16 protein-coding genes are annotated in these 18,263 nt (G+C 44.2%); 7 read left to right on the forward strand and 9 right to left on the reverse strand.

Annotated elements, in window-relative coordinates; all coding sequences use genetic code 11:
- Positions 1-266: 266 nt before the first annotated feature.
- Positions 267-1,466, reverse strand: a complete 1,200-nt coding sequence (gene tyrS / locus JKP82_RS18740; RefSeq protein ID WP_159532933.1) for a tyrosine--tRNA ligase — start codon at positions 1,464-1,466, stop codon at positions 267-269.
- A 455-nt stretch (positions 1,467-1,921) separates the two neighbouring features.
- Here tyrS and JKP82_RS18745 point away from each other — a divergent pair, with 455 nt between their 5' ends.
- Both JKP82_RS18745 and JKP82_RS18750 read left to right on the forward strand, forming a co-directional pair.
- Positions 1,922-3,247, forward strand: coding sequence for a peptidoglycan DD-metalloendopeptidase family protein (locus JKP82_RS18745; protein WP_218398238.1), 1,326 nt, complete (start codon positions 1,922-1,924; stop codon positions 3,245-3,247).
- A gap of 7 nt (positions 3,248-3,254) precedes the next feature.
- Entirely contained in the window at positions 3,255-4,409 is a 1,155-nt protein-coding gene (locus tag JKP82_RS18750) for an anhydro-N-acetylmuramic acid kinase (RefSeq protein ID WP_218398240.1), read from the forward strand.
- A 135-nt stretch (positions 4,410-4,544) separates the two neighbouring features.
- On the opposite strand, the gene fucP is transcribed toward JKP82_RS18750, so the two are convergent.
- Positions 4,545-5,876 (reverse strand): L-fucose:H+ symporter permease, encoded by a 1,332-nt coding sequence (gene fucP, locus JKP82_RS18755; protein ID WP_218398274.1) that lies wholly within the window; start codon positions 5,874-5,876, stop codon positions 4,545-4,547.
- A 489-nt stretch (positions 5,877-6,365) separates the two neighbouring features.
- Here fucP and JKP82_RS18760 point away from each other — a divergent pair, with 489 nt between their 5' ends.
- Both JKP82_RS18760 and JKP82_RS18765 read left to right on the forward strand, forming a co-directional pair.
- Positions 6,366-7,685, forward strand: coding sequence for a carbohydrate porin (locus JKP82_RS18760; protein WP_159532941.1), 1,320 nt, complete (start codon positions 6,366-6,368; stop codon positions 7,683-7,685).
- 270 nt (positions 7,686-7,955) lie between these two features.
- Positions 7,956-9,077 carry an alkene reductase gene (locus JKP82_RS18765; protein ID WP_218398242.1) on the forward strand — a complete coding sequence of 374 codons (1,122 nt, stop codon included), beginning with the start codon at positions 7,956-7,958 and terminating at the stop codon, positions 9,075-9,077.
- Positions 9,078-9,225: 148 nt separating this feature from the next.
- On the opposite strand, the gene JKP82_RS18770 is transcribed toward JKP82_RS18765, so the two are convergent.
- Positions 9,226-9,672 carry an SRPBCC family protein gene (locus JKP82_RS18770; RefSeq protein ID WP_129739950.1) on the reverse strand — a complete coding sequence of 149 codons (447 nt, stop codon included), beginning with the start codon at positions 9,670-9,672 and terminating at the stop codon, positions 9,226-9,228.
- Between the two features lie 236 nt (positions 9,673-9,908).
- Between JKP82_RS18770 and JKP82_RS18775 the strand changes: the two genes are divergently transcribed.
- Positions 9,909-10,871 carry a D-2-hydroxyacid dehydrogenase gene (locus JKP82_RS18775; RefSeq protein WP_218398244.1) on the forward strand — a complete coding sequence of 321 codons (963 nt, stop codon included), beginning with the start codon at positions 9,909-9,911 and terminating at the stop codon, positions 10,869-10,871.
- Here the strand turns inward: JKP82_RS18775 and JKP82_RS18780 are convergent.
- The gene (locus JKP82_RS18780) at positions 10,865-11,437 is read right to left on the reverse strand and encodes a glutathione S-transferase family protein (RefSeq protein ID WP_218398246.1); all 573 of its coding nucleotides are present in this window, start codon (positions 11,435-11,437) and stop codon (positions 10,865-10,867) included. The two genes, JKP82_RS18775 and JKP82_RS18780, sit on opposite strands and share 7 nt — an antisense overlap.
- Before the next feature lie 124 nt (positions 11,438-11,561).
- Entirely contained in the window at positions 11,562-11,906 is a 345-nt protein-coding gene (gene erpA / locus JKP82_RS18785; RefSeq protein WP_159534683.1) for an iron-sulfur cluster insertion protein ErpA, read from the reverse strand.
- 211 nt (positions 11,907-12,117) lie between these two features.
- Here erpA and JKP82_RS18790 point away from each other — a divergent pair, with 211 nt between their 5' ends.
- Entirely contained in the window at positions 12,118-12,951 is an 834-nt protein-coding gene (locus JKP82_RS18790; RefSeq protein WP_159532951.1) for a polyphosphate kinase 2 family protein, read from the forward strand.
- 114 nt (positions 12,952-13,065) lie between these two features.
- Here JKP82_RS18790 and minE read toward each other — a convergent pair whose 3' ends face one another.
- From minE to JKP82_RS18810, 4 genes are all read right to left on the reverse strand, one after another.
- Positions 13,066-13,320: a cell division topological specificity factor MinE gene (minE, locus tag JKP82_RS18795; RefSeq protein WP_159532953.1), complete on the reverse strand. Its 255-nt coding sequence runs from the start codon at positions 13,318-13,320 to the stop codon at positions 13,066-13,068.
- Positions 13,320-14,129, reverse strand: coding sequence for a septum site-determining protein MinD (minD, locus tag JKP82_RS18800; protein WP_159532954.1), 810 nt, complete (start codon positions 14,127-14,129; stop codon positions 13,320-13,322). The genes minE and minD overlap by 1 nt, the downstream gene beginning before the upstream one ends.
- A gap of 29 nt (positions 14,130-14,158) precedes the next feature.
- Complete coding sequence (gene minC, locus JKP82_RS18805) at positions 14,159-14,902, reverse strand: septum site-determining protein MinC (protein WP_159532956.1); 744 nt, start codon at positions 14,900-14,902, stop codon at positions 14,159-14,161.
- Between the two features lie 297 nt (positions 14,903-15,199).
- Positions 15,200-16,591 carry a class II fumarate hydratase gene (locus JKP82_RS18810; RefSeq protein ID WP_218398249.1) on the reverse strand — a complete coding sequence of 464 codons (1,392 nt, stop codon included), beginning with the start codon at positions 16,589-16,591 and terminating at the stop codon, positions 15,200-15,202.
- A 450-nt stretch (positions 16,592-17,041) separates the two neighbouring features.
- Here JKP82_RS18810 and JKP82_RS18815 point away from each other — a divergent pair, with 450 nt between their 5' ends.
- A complete protein-coding gene (locus tag JKP82_RS18815; protein ID WP_220100008.1) occupies positions 17,042-18,178 on the forward strand; it encodes a putative manganese transporter in 1,137 nt (378 codons plus the stop codon).
- Positions 18,179-18,263: the final 85 nt, after the last annotated feature.

Raw genomic sequence — 18,263 nt, forward strand, 5'->3', positions numbered from 1 at the left:
AGGTTACGATTGCCCTGTGTGCCCTGAAACCTGCGAATGTGAAGGCGCAGAAATGATATTACGGTTTTCTTAAAGCCGAAATAAGTACACAATTTAATGATTATTGGGTAGCACTGTTTTCACGCTTAAAAGCCGCAAATTAATTAGCGACTGACGAAACAGAAAGTAATACAGATAGCATCCCAAGCAAAAAATACAGACATTAAAAAGCCCCGATAAATCGGGGCTTTTTTGTATTTTTTTAGCATCTAATAGCTAATGTCAAACTAAGCTAACGTAATTCTCGCGAATTTACGTTTACCCACTTGATAGACATTTTCGCCAGCTTCGGTAAGTACAAGACGAGTATCTTCTACTTTATCGCCATTAATTTTCACAGCGCCTTGCTTAATCATACGCATAGCGTCAGACGTTGAACCCACTAACTTGGTTTCTTTTAATAAGTTACCAATAGCAATGCCGTCATCGCCAAGTGCAATTTCAAACTCTGGCATTTCATCAGGAATCGCATTTTTCTGGAAGCGCTGAATGAAGTCTTGATGTGCACCTTCTGCTGCGGCATCGTCGTGGAAACGAGCGATGATTTCTTTTGCTAGCAATATTTTAATATCACGCGGGTTTTCACCGTTTTCAACGCGTTGCTTAAGTTCAGCAATTTCTTCAAGCGGGCGGAAGCTTAGTAGGTCGTAATAACGCCACATCAAGTCATCTGAAATCGACATCACTTTACCAAACATCTCGTTTGGTGCATCAGTAATACCGATATAGTTGTTTAATGACTTAGACATTTTTTGAACGCCATCTAAGCCTTCAAGCAACGGCACCATCACAATAGACTGTGGCTTAATACCTTGCTCTTTTTGAAGCTCGCGGCCCATTAGCAAGTTAAAGCGTTGGTCGGTACCACCTAACTCAACATCAGATTTAAGCGCAACTGAATCCCACCCTTGTACTAACGGGTACAAAAATTCGTGTATCGCAATAGGCTGACCATTGTTGTAACGCTTTTTAAAGTCATCACGCTCAAGCATACGTGCAACGGTTTGGCTGGCGGCTAGTTTAATCATGCCTGCAGCGCCTAACTGATCCATCCACTCTGAGTTAAAGCGAATTTGAGTCAGTTCAGGATCAAGAATTTTGAACACTTGTTCTTGATACGTTTGCGCATTTTCTAATACCTGTTCTTTACTTAAGGGCTTGCGTGTCACATTTTTCCCTGTAGGATCGCCAATCAGGCCAGTAAAATCCCCAATAAGAAAAACAACGGTATGGCCTAACTGCTGAAAGGTTCGCAGTTTATTGATCAAAACAGTGTGACCAAGATGAAGATCAGGCGCAGTAGGATCAAAACCCGCTTTTATGGTTAGGGTTTTGCCGGATTTTAATTTCTCAATTAAATCCTCTTCGGGGAGTATTTCATCCGTTCCCCGTTTAATTTCAGCTAGCGCTGTTTGCCAGTCTTTCATCGGTTATTTCACACTCTTGATGTTGTAGAATCTATTTTGAGCGGCATTTTACGCGGACATTGGAACCATTAAAAGGCTTCTGCGTCAAAAAGCGGATGACTTGTCGTCACGTTCGTTATTGAACGCAATGGTTGAGGGCTGAAAGTAGCCTCAGTGATGAGTGATAACTCGCTTGTGTCTGTGGGGAAGAAGCTGTAACAAACCCTCCACCGCATGGATGCGGTGGCGGAGCTCCCATGGATGGGTTTACAGCGTGTTTGTGGAAGCTTCTTCCCCGCGGGCGCAAAAGCGAGTTATCGCTCTCGGCCTGTTCAGTCTAACTTAGTAAGTCAGGGTTCGACTGCCATTGCGTTCAATAATTAACTTTTGCGCTAAAAAACAATGAGAAAAGTTGCATTTTTAAGCAACTTATGTGACAAGTACATTGCACATAAAATTCTCAAGTAGGTAGTATTATGAGAATCAAACTAGACGCCCTAAAGGCGCTAAACATATTTAAACAATTACCAAAGCAACACCGAACAGGATTAGCTATTGCTAGTATGTTTTTAGGTGGGCTTATTCTATTGCCGTCAGTCACAGTAGAGGCGAGTCGTCATCAAGACGCTTTGGTACTTGATACCGGTATTCGGTACCCTCTTGATTTGAACATTATGCCGTCCACCGACGTGTTTTCGATTGAAGAAGAGTCGACCTGGCAAACTTATAAAGTACGAAGCGGCGATACCCTTGCAAAGCTCTTTAAGCGTGCGGGTTTTACCTCTCGTGATGTTTACAATGTTACTCAAGCCGGTGACCTTGCTAAAACACTGGTCACGTTATTACCTGGTGATGAGCTTTCGTTTAAAATTAACAACGATGGTACATTTGGCGAGCTTAAATATAAGCTTTCTTCTACCGAAACCTTATTCATTCGCCCCGACCCCACCAGCGAAGATAATAGCTTAACGGCCGATCTTGAAAAGCGTGACGTTGATATTCGCTATAATTTTGCCCAAGGCGAGATTCATTCAAGCTTTTGGAATGCTGCGGTAACAGCAGGATTAACCAGTAATCAGATTATGAACCTTGCGGGCATTTTTGGCTGGGATATTGATTTCGCGATGGAGATTCGTTCAGGCGATACCTTCAATGTGGTGTTTGAAGAACAATACATCGATGGTGAGTTTGTGGGCTATGGCGACATAGTTGCGGCAGAATTTACTAACCAAGGTGAAGACTTTAGCGCTATCTTGCATGAAGATGGTACTTACTACACACCTGAAGGCCGAAGCATGCGTAAGAGCTTCTTACGTGCGCCAATTAACTTTAGGTATGTGAGCTCTAACTTCTCGAAAGCACGTTTCCATCCTGTCCAAAAACGCTGGAAAGCACACCGTGGTACCGACTACGTTGCCGCGGTTGGAACGCCAGTTATGGCCGCGGGTGATGGTAAAGTAATTAAGTCAGCGTACGATAAATACAATGGTCACCATGTTTTTGTTCAACACGGTGAAAAATATACTACTAAGTATCTGCACTTTAAAAAGCGAGCAGTAAAAGTAGGCGACACGGTTAAACAGGGTCAAACCATTGGTTACTTAGGTAGCACTGGCTTGGCATCTGGCCCGCATGTTCACTACGAATTTTTGGTAGACGGTGTACACCGTAACCCTCGTACCGTATCACTGCCAAAAGCATTACCTATTGCCGCTGAAGAGCGTGAAGCATTCATGGAAATTGCTCATGTACGTCAGCAGCAGCTTAATAACAACAAACGCATTATGCTTGCAATGAAATAGCCGACTTATGGCAAAGTATATTGGCCTTATGTCAGGGACTAGCATGGACGGCGTTGACGCCGTCCTTTGCGATATCACTGCAGATAAGTGCCAAACCTTACATGCCGTATCCATTTCCTACCCTGCTAATCTACTTTCTTTACTTCATTCACTTTGCACCCCCTCTACTAACGAGCTCAATGCGATGGCAACCGCCGATAGGTTGGTAGCAGAAAGCTTTGCACAAGCCGTAAGCGTGTTGCTATCAGAGACTCAGCTTTCATCAAGCGATATCACCGCAATTGGCTCTCACGGGCAAACCATAAGGCACTTTCCGCAGGGAATTGAACTTCCCTACGACATTGAGCAAAAAGGTTTTACATGTCAGATTGGCGACCCTAATACTCTTGCCGTGTTAGCAGGTATTGATGTTATTGCTGATTTTAGGCGTAAAGATATTGCTCTTGGCGGCCAAGGTGCGCCCTTAGTTCCAGCCTACCATAATGCTATCTTCGCTCATGACACCAACCCCAGAGTGTTGGTTAACATTGGCGGTATTGCGAACATTTCAGTATTAGCAGCAAAACGAGATGCTATTGCCCCTCTTGGCTATGATACTGGCCCAGGCAATACCCTAATGGATGGGTGGATTAAACAGCATTTAAACCAGCCCTATGATGACAAAGGCCAATGGGCGAATACGGGTGTAGTAAGCAATGACTTATTAACTGGACTGCTAGCAGATAGCTATTTTCATCAAACTGCGCCTAAAAGTACCGGCAGAGAGTATTTCAATTTAGTATGGTTAACGTCTTACCTTGATGCGCTCGCACGTTCACAAGCCAGCACACTCGCCCCTCAAGATGTGCAAGCGACGCTATTAGCACTAACAGCAACGAGTATTGCTGATGAAATTAACAGGCAAAAAATGCCCAAAGGCGCACAAGTCATCGTTTGTGGGGGCGGTGCCTTTAACCCTGTGCTGATGCATCGCATAGCCAACTTACTGCCAAGCTATCAAGTGAGTGACAGCCACAGTATCAATATTCACCCCCAACACGTTGAAGGGGCCGCATTCGCGTGGCTCGCTTTTGCACATCGAAATAATATTCCAGGCAACGTCCCCGCTGTTACCGGTGCTTCACGAGAGGCGGTATTGGGTGTTTTTTGCCCTTCACGCTAAGTCAACGTTTAACGAAACCTTTAGTCAACCACCCGTTTTCATTTCACACATAACGATTACTTTTTCTATAAAAAATGCCAGCAAAGGCTGACATTTTTTAAAATCATGATGAGCATCACTACAGCAAAGTAAGTATTACTTCGCCATGTTTGCCTTCAAATTTTTGGTCTTCAAATCGTCAATGGATACTTTCTGAGGACTTTTAACTGCTTTAATGTCAAACAGTCCATAGCCAGCCACAAACATAAAGCATACTGCAGGAACAATATAAGAAATGACGATACCTGCTGAGTCGATAATTGCAGCTTGGAAGAGTGGCATAATTGCGCCACCTAAAATAGCCATTACCAAGCCGGCTGCGCCAAGTTTAGTATCTTTCCCTAGCCCTTCTAACGCGATGCCGTAGATAGTAGGAAACATTAGCGATAAACATGCAGATATTGAAACAAGTGCCACCACACCGACTATATTTGGCGCTTGTGTCATAACAATACATAAACCTACTGCCACCAGCGACATCACCATAAGCAGTCGTGCTGGGTAGAGGTACTGCATTACCCACGTCATCACAAAACGTGAAATAAGAAACACTATCATGCTGTATTGAAGTACATCGCCGCCTTGCACCTCATTACCCCCAATCGCTTTCATGACGTATTGGATAGTAAAAGTCCATACACAAGTTTGCGCGCCCACGTTGAAGAACTGAGCCATAACACCAAAACGATAATGCTTGTGCGCCACTAGGCGCTTCAATGATGCTGCAATGTCGATATCATCAGCTTTAGACTCAGTGGCTTCATCCACAGGGGTTTTAATCAAAGCTACAGCAACCCAAACCACAAGAAGTACACACGCCATAGCAACATAAGGGATCATCACCGCATCCAATTCAGCACCTATAACAGATTTTAGCTCAGTCATAGACATAGCACTTCGCTCTTCAGCTGAAGCCTGATTCAAATTAGGTAGTATGAGCGTAGCGGCTAAGAATACTCCAAAGTTTGTCCCTACAGGGTTGAATGCCTGTGCTAGGTTTAATCTTCTGGTGGCGCTTTGCTCGTTGCCCATCGCCATGACATAAGGGTTAGCGGACGTTTCCAGAATAGACAATCCACCGGCCATCACAAACAAGGCCAACAGGAAAAAGCCATAAGTCATTGTCTGACTTGCTGGGTAAAATAGAAAGGCACCGGCTGCAGCACATCCTAGCCCTACAAGCACACCCGTTTTATAAGAGTATCGTTTATTAATAAAGGCTGCGGGTATCGCTAAACAGAAATAAGCACCGTAGTAAGCGAACTGAACTAAGGCCGATTGTAGTGACGACATAGTAAATATTTTACTAAAGACTTTCACTAGCGGATCCGTCATGTTGGCGGCAACGCCCCATGCAGCAAAACACACCGTCAATAGAATAAACGGCAATAGCGTATCTCTGGAAACTATAGGCGCTTTAGTTTGCATCACCCCAACCTCATCTTGTAAACAATTTGTTGAGCAATTTAACCAACAAAAAATGTCCATGTCAATAAATCAACAAGACTTATTTAATTGGTGGCGCGACTAAAAATACCACACCACGTTAACATGAGCGCTATTACTTCAACTATTCACTCCACTCCAAATTTCATGAATTCTTTATATTAAACAAGGCTTAAACCAGCTTAAACTTAAAAAAAAGCACTACAAAAGTCTAAAAAGAGGCCATCTCCCTCTAAAAAAATCCTATATCGCGCCACCCCATCTGTTAACACCTTTGTAAAATAAAAATAAATAAACAAGGTTGATTTATTAGTTTGACTGCATTAGATTGCATTTCCCATACGCAAGCTGTTAACACGATGTGACTTCAATTCACTTATCCCTAGGCATAAGAAACGAATGGAAGCATCGTGATGAGCACAAAAACAAGTGCAAATTATAAGCACGTTCAATTAACACTAAGGGTAAGACATGAAGCATACTTTTCGTTGGTTAAAGCAAAAAACTCTGACTTTAAAGTCACTTACACTTACTTTCTGCTATCTGTTAGTCAGTATTTCTTACCCTACCTTTTCTGCGCAAGATACATCGGAATATATAGAGTGGCAGGCAAGTTACACGGGGGAAGCCGCTGCTAACGTTGATGGCGGTAAGCGTGAAGGGAGTGCTTATGCTGGTCAATTATTTTTAGGCGCAGAAATAGACTTAGAAAAATTTGCAGGTTGGGAAAATACTAAAGTCCATGTGGCATTCACTAATCGTCACGGACAAAACTTAGCGGCTACGCATATTGGAAGTAGTACCTCTGTTCAGGAAATCTATGGCGGCCAAAATTCCCGTTTAGCTAGGTTTACCGTAGAGAAAAACTTTTTTGACGACCAGCTACAAATAGAAGTCGGCAGAACCGTGGCAAACATCAGCTTTCTTGGTTCAGAGCTATGTCAATATTTTCAAACGAATTCCGCTTGCGGAAACCCCACATTTGTTTTTAAAACCAGTAACTTTACATGGTGGCCTGTTTCAAGTTGGGGAGGTCACGCAAAATTCTGGCTATCGCCTGAAATCTATTTTCACACTGGTGTGTATGAAGAGAACACACCTCACCAAGACTTAAGTGATCATGGTTTTGATTGGTCAACGGATGAATCAACTGGCGTAGTCGTACCTGTGACATTGGGCTATCAAACTACCTGGGAAAATGACGACTACCCAAGACGCTATGAAATTGGCGGTTGGTATGATGGTGCGGACTACACAGACCCAGCTAAAGATGAGAATGGTGATTTTGCAGCTGTCACCGGTAACGACTATGCGACCCAAAATGGGCGCTCTGGTATTTTCGCCCGATTCGAGCAAACCATTTTACGTCCAGATCTACATTCTAAACGCAGCGTTACAATTTTTGGTGCGGTGTTAACAGGCACATCAGGTGAGCTTATAGAAGATGAGTATATTAAAGCGGGCTTTGTTAAACGCGGTACCTTCGTAGGAAGAGACGAAGACACCATAGGCTTTGTCGTCACTCAACAATTTTATAGTGAGGATGCCATTGAAGACCAACGCGTATTGCGCGAAGCAAATGGCGGTTCAGGCCGCCCTGCAAACAGCCAAACCATGATGGAGTTAAGCTACGGCGTCCATATTAACGACAATATTCGGATTCAGCCTAACGTGCATTATATTATTAATCCAGACCAGTTTAGCGAACGTGACCGGCTTCAATCGTTAGATGATGTATGGGTAGTGGGCGTACGGTTTGACGTTAACCTAGCAGGTCTGATACTGCACTAGTTAACATAAACTCCCCTTTCATTTTCACCGTCAGGGTCGTCATTATGACGGCCCTTTTTCTTTTTAGCTAAAGCACGTTTTCATTGGTTAAAATCTCAATTCTTATAGTGCTAGTAGCGTCAGCATTGCCAACTTCGCAGGATTTACCCTCGCCTCTTACACTCTTTTTGCTATTTATTAGTACCGAACGGCATATCCTTTCACCTTGAATCAATCCAAGTCGCGTCCATTTCTGTAATCACTTACACACCGTTTTAAAAGGAACAACAAATGTCAGAGTTATCTCTGTTTAAGCCTCTAGAATGGGCAGGCAATACGCTACAAAACCGCATGGTATTAGCACCTATGACACGTGGCCGTGCAGGTAGCGACCGCATACCTAACAAAATCATGGGTGATCAATACGCACAGCGCGCCGATGCAGGCCTTATTATCACCGAAGCGACGGCCATATCAGAAGAAGGTATTGGCTGGGTAGACACGCCCGGAATTTACACCGATGAAATGGTGGAAGGATGGTGCTCTATTAATGAAAGAGTGCATGAAGCTGGCGGCAAAATTATCCTCCAGTTATGGCATACCGGTCGTGCGTCTCATAGTGACTTCCATAACGGCGACTTGCCTTTTTCTGCGTCTGCTATTGCCATTGAAGGCGATGAAATTCACACGCCAAAAGGTAAAAAGCCTTACGAAGTGCCAAGAGCAATGACACAAGATGACATTCGTAGAACAGTTGCTGATTTTAAACATGCGGCTGTAAATGCGAAAGCTGCAGGTTTTGATGGTATAGAAGTGCATGCCGCTAACGGTTACCTGCTAAATCAGTTTTTAGACAGTCGCAGCAATCAACGTAGTGATGAATATGGCGGCAGCGTAGATAATCGATACCGCTTCCTTAGTGAGGTGATGGACGCCGTACTAGAGATTTGGCCTTCAGAGCAAGTTGGTGTGCGTTTATCGCCTAATGGCGTATTTAATGACATGGGTGCAGATGATTTTCGCGATACGTTTACTTATGTCGCCCAAGCACTTAATAAGCTTAACCTTGGCTATTTACATGTGATGGATGGCCTAGCGTTTGGTTTCCATGAACGCGGTGAGCCTATGACGCTTGCAGAGTTTCGCGCATTGTTTGACGGTATGTTAATGGGAAACTGTGGTTATACCCAGAAGGAGGCAGAGAAACGTATTAGCGACGGTGATGCCGACATGATTGCATTTGGGCGCCCTTGGATCACCAACCCAGATTTACCGACACGGTTCAAAAACAACTACCCGCTGGCGGCGTTTGATGACCCCTCAACGTGGTATGGCGGCGGCGAAGAAGGTTATACCGATTACAATACCTACCGTGAAGAAAGCGGAAAAGCAGCCATGGCGTCCTTAACCTAACAAATAAGGTTAACCTAGTAAGTAAGGTTGATTTAACTGCAGGTGCAAAAATGTTGCAGTAAGTTAATAAAAAAGCAGTCATTTTATGACTGCTTTTTTTATATCTTTAGCAACACTGCGCTATTAATATTTCGCTAGCATCGCAGCTTTAGTTAAACGCCACTTGTTTATCAGCTAATACCGCAAGCTTTTCTAGGCAAGACATCCACGCATATTGGTGTTGATCGCATTCTTGTTGGTTGCTGAAACCACTATGAATTAGCGTTAACGCCACTTCCCCTTCGCTAGTTTCTTCAAAAGAAATATCCACTGAGCTCATGACGGTTTCTTCTACGCCATCTTCCCACGCCCAAGAGAACACAAGCTTCTCGTTTGCTAAGATAGTCACATATTCACCCGTTAGCGCTATTTCAACGCCGTTGGGTTCAATCATTTTTATACGGTATCTTCCGCCCTCTTTAAAGCTACTCATAATTTGCGATACCGTGCAATTACCCGGAGCAAACCATTCAGATAAATATTCAGGTTCATGAAACGCAGCAAACAAAAAGGAGATGGGCGCATGAAGGGATACATTCAGGGTAAATTGAAACATGTTAAGTCGCCTGTAAAAAAACTAGAGCCTTGGTAAGTTTAGGCGCTAGCAGAAAAGGATTCTAGGCTGTTATCGGCTATGTTCGACATTTTCTTTAGTTTGACCGATAGCGTTGCCTTATGTGAATGATTATCTTAGGGTATCCTAACTAGCAGTATCTATTCTGCGTAAACTATTTACGCTATGTATTCGGCTAATTGTAAAGGCCACCAATAAAATTTTACTAAGGCTCATTTATGTCAATTCAATCGCCTACACTCAACGTTTCTATACTCAGCAAAGATGCCAGCGCATTAGCAGAAGAAATAGCAAATGCATGGCCTGAGCCTCATGCTTTGAATATCTGCCAAGCCGTTACCACTTCTGAACAAATTAACCCAGACGAGGTTGAGGTATTACTTGCCGATCCTAATTTGGCGGCTAAGGTTGTCGACCAGTGCACTGGCTTGAATTGGTGCCAATCAACGTGGGCTGGCAATGCACCGCTTATTAACTTGGACAAAAGCGATTATATACTCACTGGCGTAAAAGGCGTGTTTGGAAACCTAATGCGCGAATATGTGTTTGCCTATCTCTTGCAATACGCACGCAATATTCCCGCATTCGCGCATAACCAGAATCATCAGCCCCCAATTTGGGAAGAAAGCCCCCGAGCGCCCCTTACGGGCAAAACCCTTGGTATTTTAGGCGCTGGCTCAATAGCTAAAGCACTTATTCCTGTGGCAAAAAGTTTTGAAATGAAGGTAATAGGCTTATCGAGAAGTGGTCAAGCGGTAGGCGGTTTCGATGACGTCTATTCAGCAATTGATCTACTCAAGTTTGCACAAGAGGCCGACCATGTGGTGAACTTGATGCCAGATACCCCCGCAACTACAGGTGTATTAAACCAGGCTTTCTTTGGCGCACTAAAGCCTCATAGCGTGTTTATCAACGCAGGACGTGGAAGTGCCGTTATAAATGACGCGCTTTTAAACGCGCTGAATAACGGCACACTACAAGCAGCAGTCCTTGACGTATTCACACAAGAACCACTACCAAAGGAACACCCATTTTGGACCCACCCCAAGGTGGTGGTTACTGCACATACTGCGGCTGTATCATCACCTGAGGATGTTGCGGGCGTATTTATAACGAATGCAATACGTTACATGGCTAACGAACCGCTTTATTATCAATTTAATTTCAATAAAGGCTACTGACGTGGGTCGGTAGCGGTTAGCTCTATACGGTCACGATGCTTTTCATGGAATTCCAGCAACAAAGGATAGTCTTTAAAGCTGTGCAATTCTCTGAATAGCACCCAATCTACCATTGAGTACAGACATATTTCAGGATACGTCCAGCCACTAAAACCACCCGCTTCCAGCTGCTTAGACAGTGTTGAAAAAACCGATTCGATACGCTCTTTTTGCAAACGAATGATGAGATTGTCTTGATTGATATCGATATCAGAGCGCTTTAATAGCATCAATTGCACGAATGAATCGTTAGCAGCATCTATCAGAGTAAGCAGATTTTCTTCCTCCCAAGATAAGGAGTCATGGTCGAGTTTACTCGCCAAATAGCTGTAAATTACTCTAGAATCGAAAATTAATTGCCCGTCGTCTTCTAGGCAAGGCACTTTTAAAGTGGGGTTTCGCGATGCAAGTAGCTCTCTGTCTTCCCCAGAGAATATTTGTAAATCGAGGAATTCATGGGGCGTATTAGAAAGTACTACGCGAATTCGACGTACAAATGGTGATGTTACCGAACCATACAGTTTCATAGCTTCAACCTGAGTGAATTTACTTACACACTCAGTTTAGCCATAAAATCAACGAGGAGAAAAGCACAAGACCGTAAAGGCGAGACAAGCATACACCAAGATGCGGTGTACGCCCGATAATCATTTAAACGCTGAAGCTAGCGCCGCATCCACAGGTAGTGGTTGCATTTGGGTTTTGCACTAAAAAGCGTGAGCCTTCTAAACCTTCAACATAGTCAACAATGCCGCCCACTAAATATTGTAAACTCATAGGGTCTACCACTAAGGTAACGTCATCTTTATCAATTGTCATATCGCCGTCGTTCACCTTCTCATCAAAAGTGAAACCATACTGAAAGCCAGAACAACCGCCTCCAGTAACATAAACCCGCAGTTTTAACGCAGGGTTTTCTTCTTCCGTGATGAGCGCTTTTACTTTTGTCGCCGCTGCATCAGAGAACTCAATTGGCAACGCCATTTCTACAGACATACTCACCTCTTCATTAACCATGTGCACTTGCACGCCTTCACGTACACGTATCGATAACCCAATTATCTAATACTTGAGTAACGCTATCAACTATTGGGGTGAAACTAACTGAAACAATAGCTAGCGACATTTCATTTAGCATGAAAATGATTGGCAAAATGGACACTCATGCCCGTAAGGCATACTCTAAAAAGAAACCGACGGGATTAACATGGCGCATTCAGTATCTTCTATTTCCCTTCAAAACCGTAGGCTTAGACTGCCAGAAGGCGCACAAGCTCCTGCTATTGATGGACGTGAACATTACAAACAAGCACTGAAAAGCTGGCAAAAAAAGTTACTACATGTTCAACAGGCATACTATCACCAAGGCAGGCGCGCAATCATTGTGTTTGAAGGATGGGATGCTTCAGGAAAAGGCGGCGCAATTAGAAGAGTGACCGAAAAACTCGATCCTCGCGGTTTTCGCGTTCACCCGTTCGCTAAACCTACGCCAGAAGAGCAAGGTCGCCACTACCTTTATCGGTTTCAAACACGACTGCCTACACCGGGTAGGCTTGCCATTTTTGATCGCTCTTACTACGGCCGTGTGATGGTAGAGCGCATTGAAGGTTTTACACCTAAGCCCGCATGGGAAAGAGCGTACCAAGAAATTAATGAGTTTGAGCGGCTATTAATTGATGATGGCGTGACGATGGTAAAACTCTTTATGCATATTTCAGCAGCAGAGCAGTTAGAACGCTTTGAAGAGCGCTTAAATAACCCTTACAAACGCTGGAAGCTAACCGAAGAAGATATACGAAATCGTGGCCGACGGGAGGGCTATATTAACGCCATAGAAGAGATGTTTGATAAAACCGATACTCAAATGGCACCCTGGCATGTGATACAGGCCGAGCATAAATGGTTTGCCCGTATTAGCGTACTAAAAACAATTGTTGAGGCACTGAGTGAAGGCGTAATTGTAGAACCACCGCCAATCGACTCTACCGTGGTGCATTTAGCGAAGCAGCAACTTGGTATTACTTTAGAGAAAAGTGAATAAAAGATAGCAGTTTACCCATGTCTTGTGACTAAGACATGGGTAGCACTATTTACGGCTAATTGTGGCCATAGGAGGCTTTGATTCGGTGTAATCCACCTATTCCTAGCCCTAACTCTAGCTTTCAGGCAAGGTCACGTTAAGCTCTAGCACGCTGCAATCGTCACTGCTTTCCAACTGTACCGATACTTGGTCATCTGCAATGCTCACATATTTGCGTATCACCTGAATGATTTCTTGCTGCATCATTGGCAGATAATCTGGCTCGGTACGTTTGCGTCTTTCATGCGCAACAATTATTTGTAGCCGCTCTTTGGCCATGGCCGCAGTGCGCGGCTTTTCCTTTTTCTTTAGGTAATCGAAAATACCCATTACTTGCCTCCTAGCAGGCGTTTAAAGAACCCTTTCTTCTCTGCTTCTAGAAATCTATGTTCAATGGTTTCGCCTAATAAACGGCGAACAGCGTCTGAATATGCCTGACCTGCGTTAGCCTCTAAGTCTAGAATAACTGGCTGACCTTGGTTAGAAGCCTTAAGTACGGCTTCCGATTCAGGAATAACACCCAATAATGGTATCGCTAATATTTCTTCAACATCAGCCACGCTAAGCATTTCTGCACTTTCTACTCGCAAAGGGTTATAGCGAGTTAGCAATAAATGTTCTTTTACTGGCTTACCTTGTTCAGCGCGCAAAGACTTACTTTGCAAAATACCTAAAATACGATCTGAGTCACGTACCGAAGAGACTTCTGGGTTAGTCACAACGATAGCTTCATCGGCAAAATACAATGCCATTTGAGCGCCTTGTTCTATACCTGCTGGTGAATCACAGATAATAAAATCGAAATCTTCTTTCAACTCATTAAGTACGGCTTGAACCCCATCGATGGTAAGCGCGTCTTTATCACGTGTTTGTGATGCTGGCAGAATAAACAAGTTGTCGGTACGCTTATCTTTAATTAGCGCTTGTTTCAGCGTGGCTTCTTTATTTATTACGTTCACGAAGTCGTAAACCACGCGGCGTTCACAGCCCATGATCAAATCGAGGTTACGTAAGCCCACATCAAAATCGATGACTACGGTTTTATGACCCGCCAAGGCTAAACCTGTACTGATAGCGGCACTTGAAGTCGTTTTACCAACCCCACCTTTACCCGATGTTACTACAATAATCTTTGCCATTTTTAATTCCTTGTAGAATACGTTAACACTTAGGCGATAGGCTCAATGTGTAACGTGTCCTCTTCTAAATAGATTTGTGCGGGCTGTTTCCAGCATGATGCTTTTACGGTTTCATGCATAATGAATTGCCCAGCAATTGAAATAAGTTCTGCATCTAACGACTGACAAAAAACGCGGGCATGCACGTTACCTTTTACGCCCGCCAGAGCTCGGCCTCTAAGTGTGCCGTAAACATGAATATTTCCATCTGCTAATACTTCTGCCCCTTCGCTCACCGCAGCGGTAATCACCAAATCACCACCCTCAGCATAGACTTGCTGCCCTGAGCGTACTGGGCGGCTAATGACTTTTACTGGTTTAGTGGCAGCTGCTGGTGTCGGCACTGGTGAGGATGCTGCTGGCTCATTCGCGGCCTGCTCTTTTAACGCAGTGCTTTCTGGTTTTGTTGTTTTCAACGAGCTTTCTGTAAATTTACTTTGGCTAACATCTGCTAAGCCCAAATCGTTGATGACACTTCTAAGTGCCCCTACTTCACCGCGTACCGCCATAGGTTGAAGCTTAAAGCGTCGGCAAAGCGCAACGAGCAACTCGAACTCGGTAGCACTCAGTAATTTGACTAAATGCAATATTAGCGATGATCGAGTGAAAAACTGGGGTGCACTATTTATCTTTTCAGCAAGCTGAGATTCAAAGGTATCTGGATCAAAATCGATCACTTCTAACACGATACTGGTTAGTGTAGTGCCCTTCATGCGAAAGCATGTATCTGTCATTAATTATTCCTGAGTAATTTTTATTGCTCAACTGCCCAACCATGAGGGCTTAAAGCGAGTATGCACTCTATCAAATTCCGCTTCATCGGCAATAGGCAAGCGCTTAACAAGCGCACAACTGCTCACAAAACAACCACAATCTAACATTCCTTTGCACTAGGCATCTAGTATCGACCTAAAATTGCATTGAAAATCCGTAAAAAAAGCGTGGGGATCCACGCTTTGCATACCATTATTTTGTTCATAGCGCCTTTCAACCAGGAAATTAAAGCTCGGTTAACCGCCCTACTAAATGCCTTAGCGCTGAGTTTCAGTCAGTTTTTTAGGGTCTAATAACGATTCCAGCTCAGACCTTGGCAAGTCGGTCATCGCTTCTGCAACATCGATAACGGGCATTTTATCTTTGTAAGCTTTTTTCGCTATTTCTGCGGCTTTCGCATAACCAATGATAGGGTTAAGCGCAGTCACTAAAATAGGATTTTTCGCCAATGCTTTCTCAAGGTTCTCTTGGTTAACCGTAAACCCTTTAATGGCCTGCTCGCCCAAAAGCACACAGCTATTCGACATTAACTTGATGCTCGACAGCAAATTATCGGCAATCATAGGCAACATAACGTTAAGCTCGAAATTGCCCGACTGCCCGCCCACCGTTATGGCTGCATCGTTTCCCATCACCTGTGCAGATGCCATCGCTACCGCTTCGGGTATTACGGGGTTCACTTTGCCGGGCATAATAGATGATCCTGGTTGCAATGCCGGCAGCGATACTTCACCTAAACCAGCAAGGGGTCCTGAGTTCATCCAGCGTAAGTCATTTGAAATTTTCATTAAGGTAACGGCGAGGGATTTTATCGCGCCTGATAAAGTTACCGCCGTATCTTGCGAGCTAATTAATGCAAAGCAGTTGTCAGCAGGGGTAAATGCTATACCTGTAAGGTCAGATAGCTTACTGGCAAAGGTTTCAGCAAAGTCAGGATGTGCATTTACTCCTGTGCCTACTGCCGTTCCACCCTGCGCTAACGTTTGAATGGAGGGTTGAAGCGACTTTATTGTCTTACGTTGCTGACTAAGCTGCGCAGACCAAGCACGTAAACTTTGATCCATCCTAACTGGCATAGCATCCATTAAGTGTGTGCGGCCGGTTTTGCAATAATCAGACACTGAATTTGCTTTGGTATCGATGATATCGATTAGCTTCGTAATGGCCGGGATAAGCGATTCTGTCAGCTCAATGGCGGCACTTGCATGAATGGTAGTGGGAATAACATCGTTTGAGCTTTGTCCGTTGTTGACATGATCGTTAGGGTGGACCGCTTCCCCTTCATGTTTACCTTGTTGCTGATTCGCCAAGTTAGCGATGACCTCATTGGCATTCATATTGGTGCTAGTGCCTGAGCCTGTTTGAAATACATCTACCGGGAAGTGCTGCTGTAACTCGGGCTCATCAAGCAATGTGTCACAGGCCTGCTGTATAGCGTCGGCAGTTCCAGCATTAAGGGTTTCGAGTTTTTTGTTCGCAAGTGCAGCGGCTTTTTTAATTGTCACTAGGGTGCGAATAAAAGTAAGCGGCATTCGTTCGCCGCTTAATGGAAAATTATTAATTGCGCGTTGTGTCTGTGCGCCATATAACGCGTCGCTAGGAACTTCGAGCTCGCCCATGCTGTCACTTTCTGTTCGGGTATTTGTCATTACTGTCCCCTTAATCTGATGAAATAAACGTTACTCTACTCTTGCCTACTTCCCCCTGCACGGTTTGGATCCTTATTTATCCCTTTCAACAACAGTGCATCCGTCAAGACATCGTTCAGTATCTATGATTTGTTACTACTAACGATGAGTATTGACAGGTTGCCATTAAATGATAATAATTACTATTATCATTTAATGTAATTATAGCATGATCTGATCACGTGAAAGTTCGTAGGAATTAGTACAGTGTATTAACAAAGCTCATTACGTGTGCCTTTGATAAAACCTGTTATTTTCACTGTACCGTGTGGGGCTGTACCTTATAGGACTGTACCTTTTAGTACTGAACCTTGAAGTACGACCACCTGTTGCTGCCACCTGGAGTCGCGAGTGTCCTCCCTAACTTCAACTGAAAAAATCAGTAAATACAAAATTAGGCAAAAAACACTAATGTTAAACAAGCGCCTCTTCTTGCCGGCGTTTGTTGTCGTGCTTCTTGTTTACTCATTCACTCGGGAAGCAACCATCGCAGTTCTGTCCGATGCCTATTTCCAAGTATCAGCATTTGTTTATGCATCACTGTCTGTTTATTACATTGCCACGTTAAAGGTATCCGCTGAGGCCATCGGCGATTTTATGCGCAAGCATCCGTTTTATGAAGTAGGCTTGGCGTCCTTCCTTGGTGCCCTTCCCGGCTGTGGGGGCGCGATTATTGTGGTCACTCAATATACTCGAGGTGTCACAAGCTTCGGTGCTGTGGTTGCTGTGCTAACAAGTACCATGGGTGACGCCGCGTTCTTGCTACTGGCGCAAGCGCCGTTTGATGGCTTAACCGTAATGGGTGTTGGAATGGTGGTGGGTACCCTAACCGGCGTTGCTGTGAACCATTTCCACAATTACCAGCCACCGTCCTCAGCCAATACCCTTAATAGTACCGATCATAATGAGCAACCATCTACCACTGCCTCCTCTTTAATTGATAAACTTTCTACGTACTTTTGGCTGGTTGTGGCGTTACCGTCACTTGCCATTGCACTGGGCTTGTCGTTTCAATCGCCAGTGCATGAATATCTGGGTGTAACGGAACCTACGTTGCAACTTATTGGTGCCGTATTATGTCTGTCGGCAATTACACTATGGTCGTTAAACGGTGGAAGTACAGGTTATGCGTCGCTTACCAGAGAAGATGCTATTACGCCTCCCCCTCGCTGGCAGAGTAAAGCAGCGTTAGACACCCAATTTGTATTAGCTTGGGTTGTCGTTGCTTTTTTATTGTTTGAATTATCTATACTGTGGTTTGGACTCGATATAGGTGCCACACTAACCTCTATGGGCGCGAGCGTTGTAGGTTTAGCAATTGTGGTTGGTTTTTTGCCTGGGTGCGGCCCACAAATTTTAGTGACCAGTCTTTATTTAAACGGGGCAGTGCCATTTTCAGCTCAGCTTGGTAATGCAATTAGTAATGATGGCGATGCACTGTTTCCCGCCATAGCACTGTCACCAAAAGCTGCCATTCTAGCAACTGCCTATTCCGCTGCTCCTGCCGTAGCGGTAGGCTATGGGTATTATTTTTTATTTGAGAGATAGCGATGTCAGTGAGGCTGCTAGCAGCAAATCACTTTTGGCTAGACACTTTTGGGCAAGCACGTTCGCAAGCGCATCAAGTACAACG

The sequence above is a fragment of the Alteromonas lipotrueae genome (genome assembly GCF_019249215.1).
Classification (GTDB): Bacteria; Pseudomonadota; Gammaproteobacteria; order Enterobacterales; family Alteromonadaceae; genus Alteromonas; species Alteromonas lipotrueae.

What these genes read in the sequence shown, in the direction of transcription:
- JKP82_RS18745 (WP_218398238.1), top strand. Translation starts at nt 1,922, where the DNA reads ATGAGAATCAAACTAGACGCCCTAAAGGCGCTAAACATATTTAAACAA.
- fucP (WP_218398274.1), bottom strand. Translation starts at nt 5,876, where the DNA reads ATGCAAACTAAAGCGCCTATAGTTTCCAGAGATACGCTATTGCCGTTT.
- JKP82_RS18815 (WP_220100008.1), top strand. Translation starts at nt 17,042, where the DNA reads ATGTTAAACAAGCGCCTCTTCTTGCCGGCGTTTGTTGTCGTGCTTCTT.
- JKP82_RS18810 (WP_218398249.1), bottom strand. Translation starts at nt 16,591, where the DNA reads ATGACAAATACCCGAACAGAAAGTGACAGCATGGGCGAGCTCGAAGTT.
- minD (WP_159532954.1), bottom strand. Translation starts at nt 14,129, where the DNA reads ATGGCAAAGATTATTGTAGTAACATCGGGTAAAGGTGGGGTTGGTAAA.
- JKP82_RS18770 (WP_129739950.1), bottom strand. Translation starts at nt 9,672, where the DNA reads ATGTTTCAATTTACCCTGAATGTATCCCTTCATGCGCCCATCTCCTTT.
- JKP82_RS18775 (WP_218398244.1), top strand. Translation starts at nt 9,909, where the DNA reads ATGTCAATTCAATCGCCTACACTCAACGTTTCTATACTCAGCAAAGAT.
- tyrS (WP_159532933.1), bottom strand. Translation starts at nt 1,466, where the DNA reads ATGAAAGACTGGCAAACAGCGCTAGCTGAAATTAAACGGGGAACGGAT.
- JKP82_RS18760 (WP_159532941.1), top strand. Translation starts at nt 6,366, where the DNA reads ATGAAGCATACTTTTCGTTGGTTAAAGCAAAAAACTCTGACTTTAAAG.
- JKP82_RS18765 (WP_218398242.1), top strand. Translation starts at nt 7,956, where the DNA reads ATGTCAGAGTTATCTCTGTTTAAGCCTCTAGAATGGGCAGGCAATACG.
- minC (WP_159532956.1), bottom strand. Translation starts at nt 14,902, where the DNA reads ATGACAGATACATGCTTTCGCATGAAGGGCACTACACTAACCAGTATC.
- minE (WP_159532953.1), bottom strand. Translation starts at nt 13,320, where the DNA reads ATGGGTATTTTCGATTACCTAAAGAAAAAGGAAAAGCCGCGCACTGCG.
- JKP82_RS18750 (WP_218398240.1), top strand. Translation starts at nt 3,255, where the DNA reads ATGGCAAAGTATATTGGCCTTATGTCAGGGACTAGCATGGACGGCGTT.
- erpA (WP_159534683.1), bottom strand. Translation starts at nt 11,906, where the DNA reads ATGTCTGTAGAAATGGCGTTGCCAATTGAGTTCTCTGATGCAGCGGCG.
- JKP82_RS18780 (WP_218398246.1), bottom strand. Translation starts at nt 11,437, where the DNA reads ATGAAACTGTATGGTTCGGTAACATCACCATTTGTACGTCGAATTCGC.
- JKP82_RS18790 (WP_159532951.1), top strand. Translation starts at nt 12,118, where the DNA reads ATGGCGCATTCAGTATCTTCTATTTCCCTTCAAAACCGTAGGCTTAGA.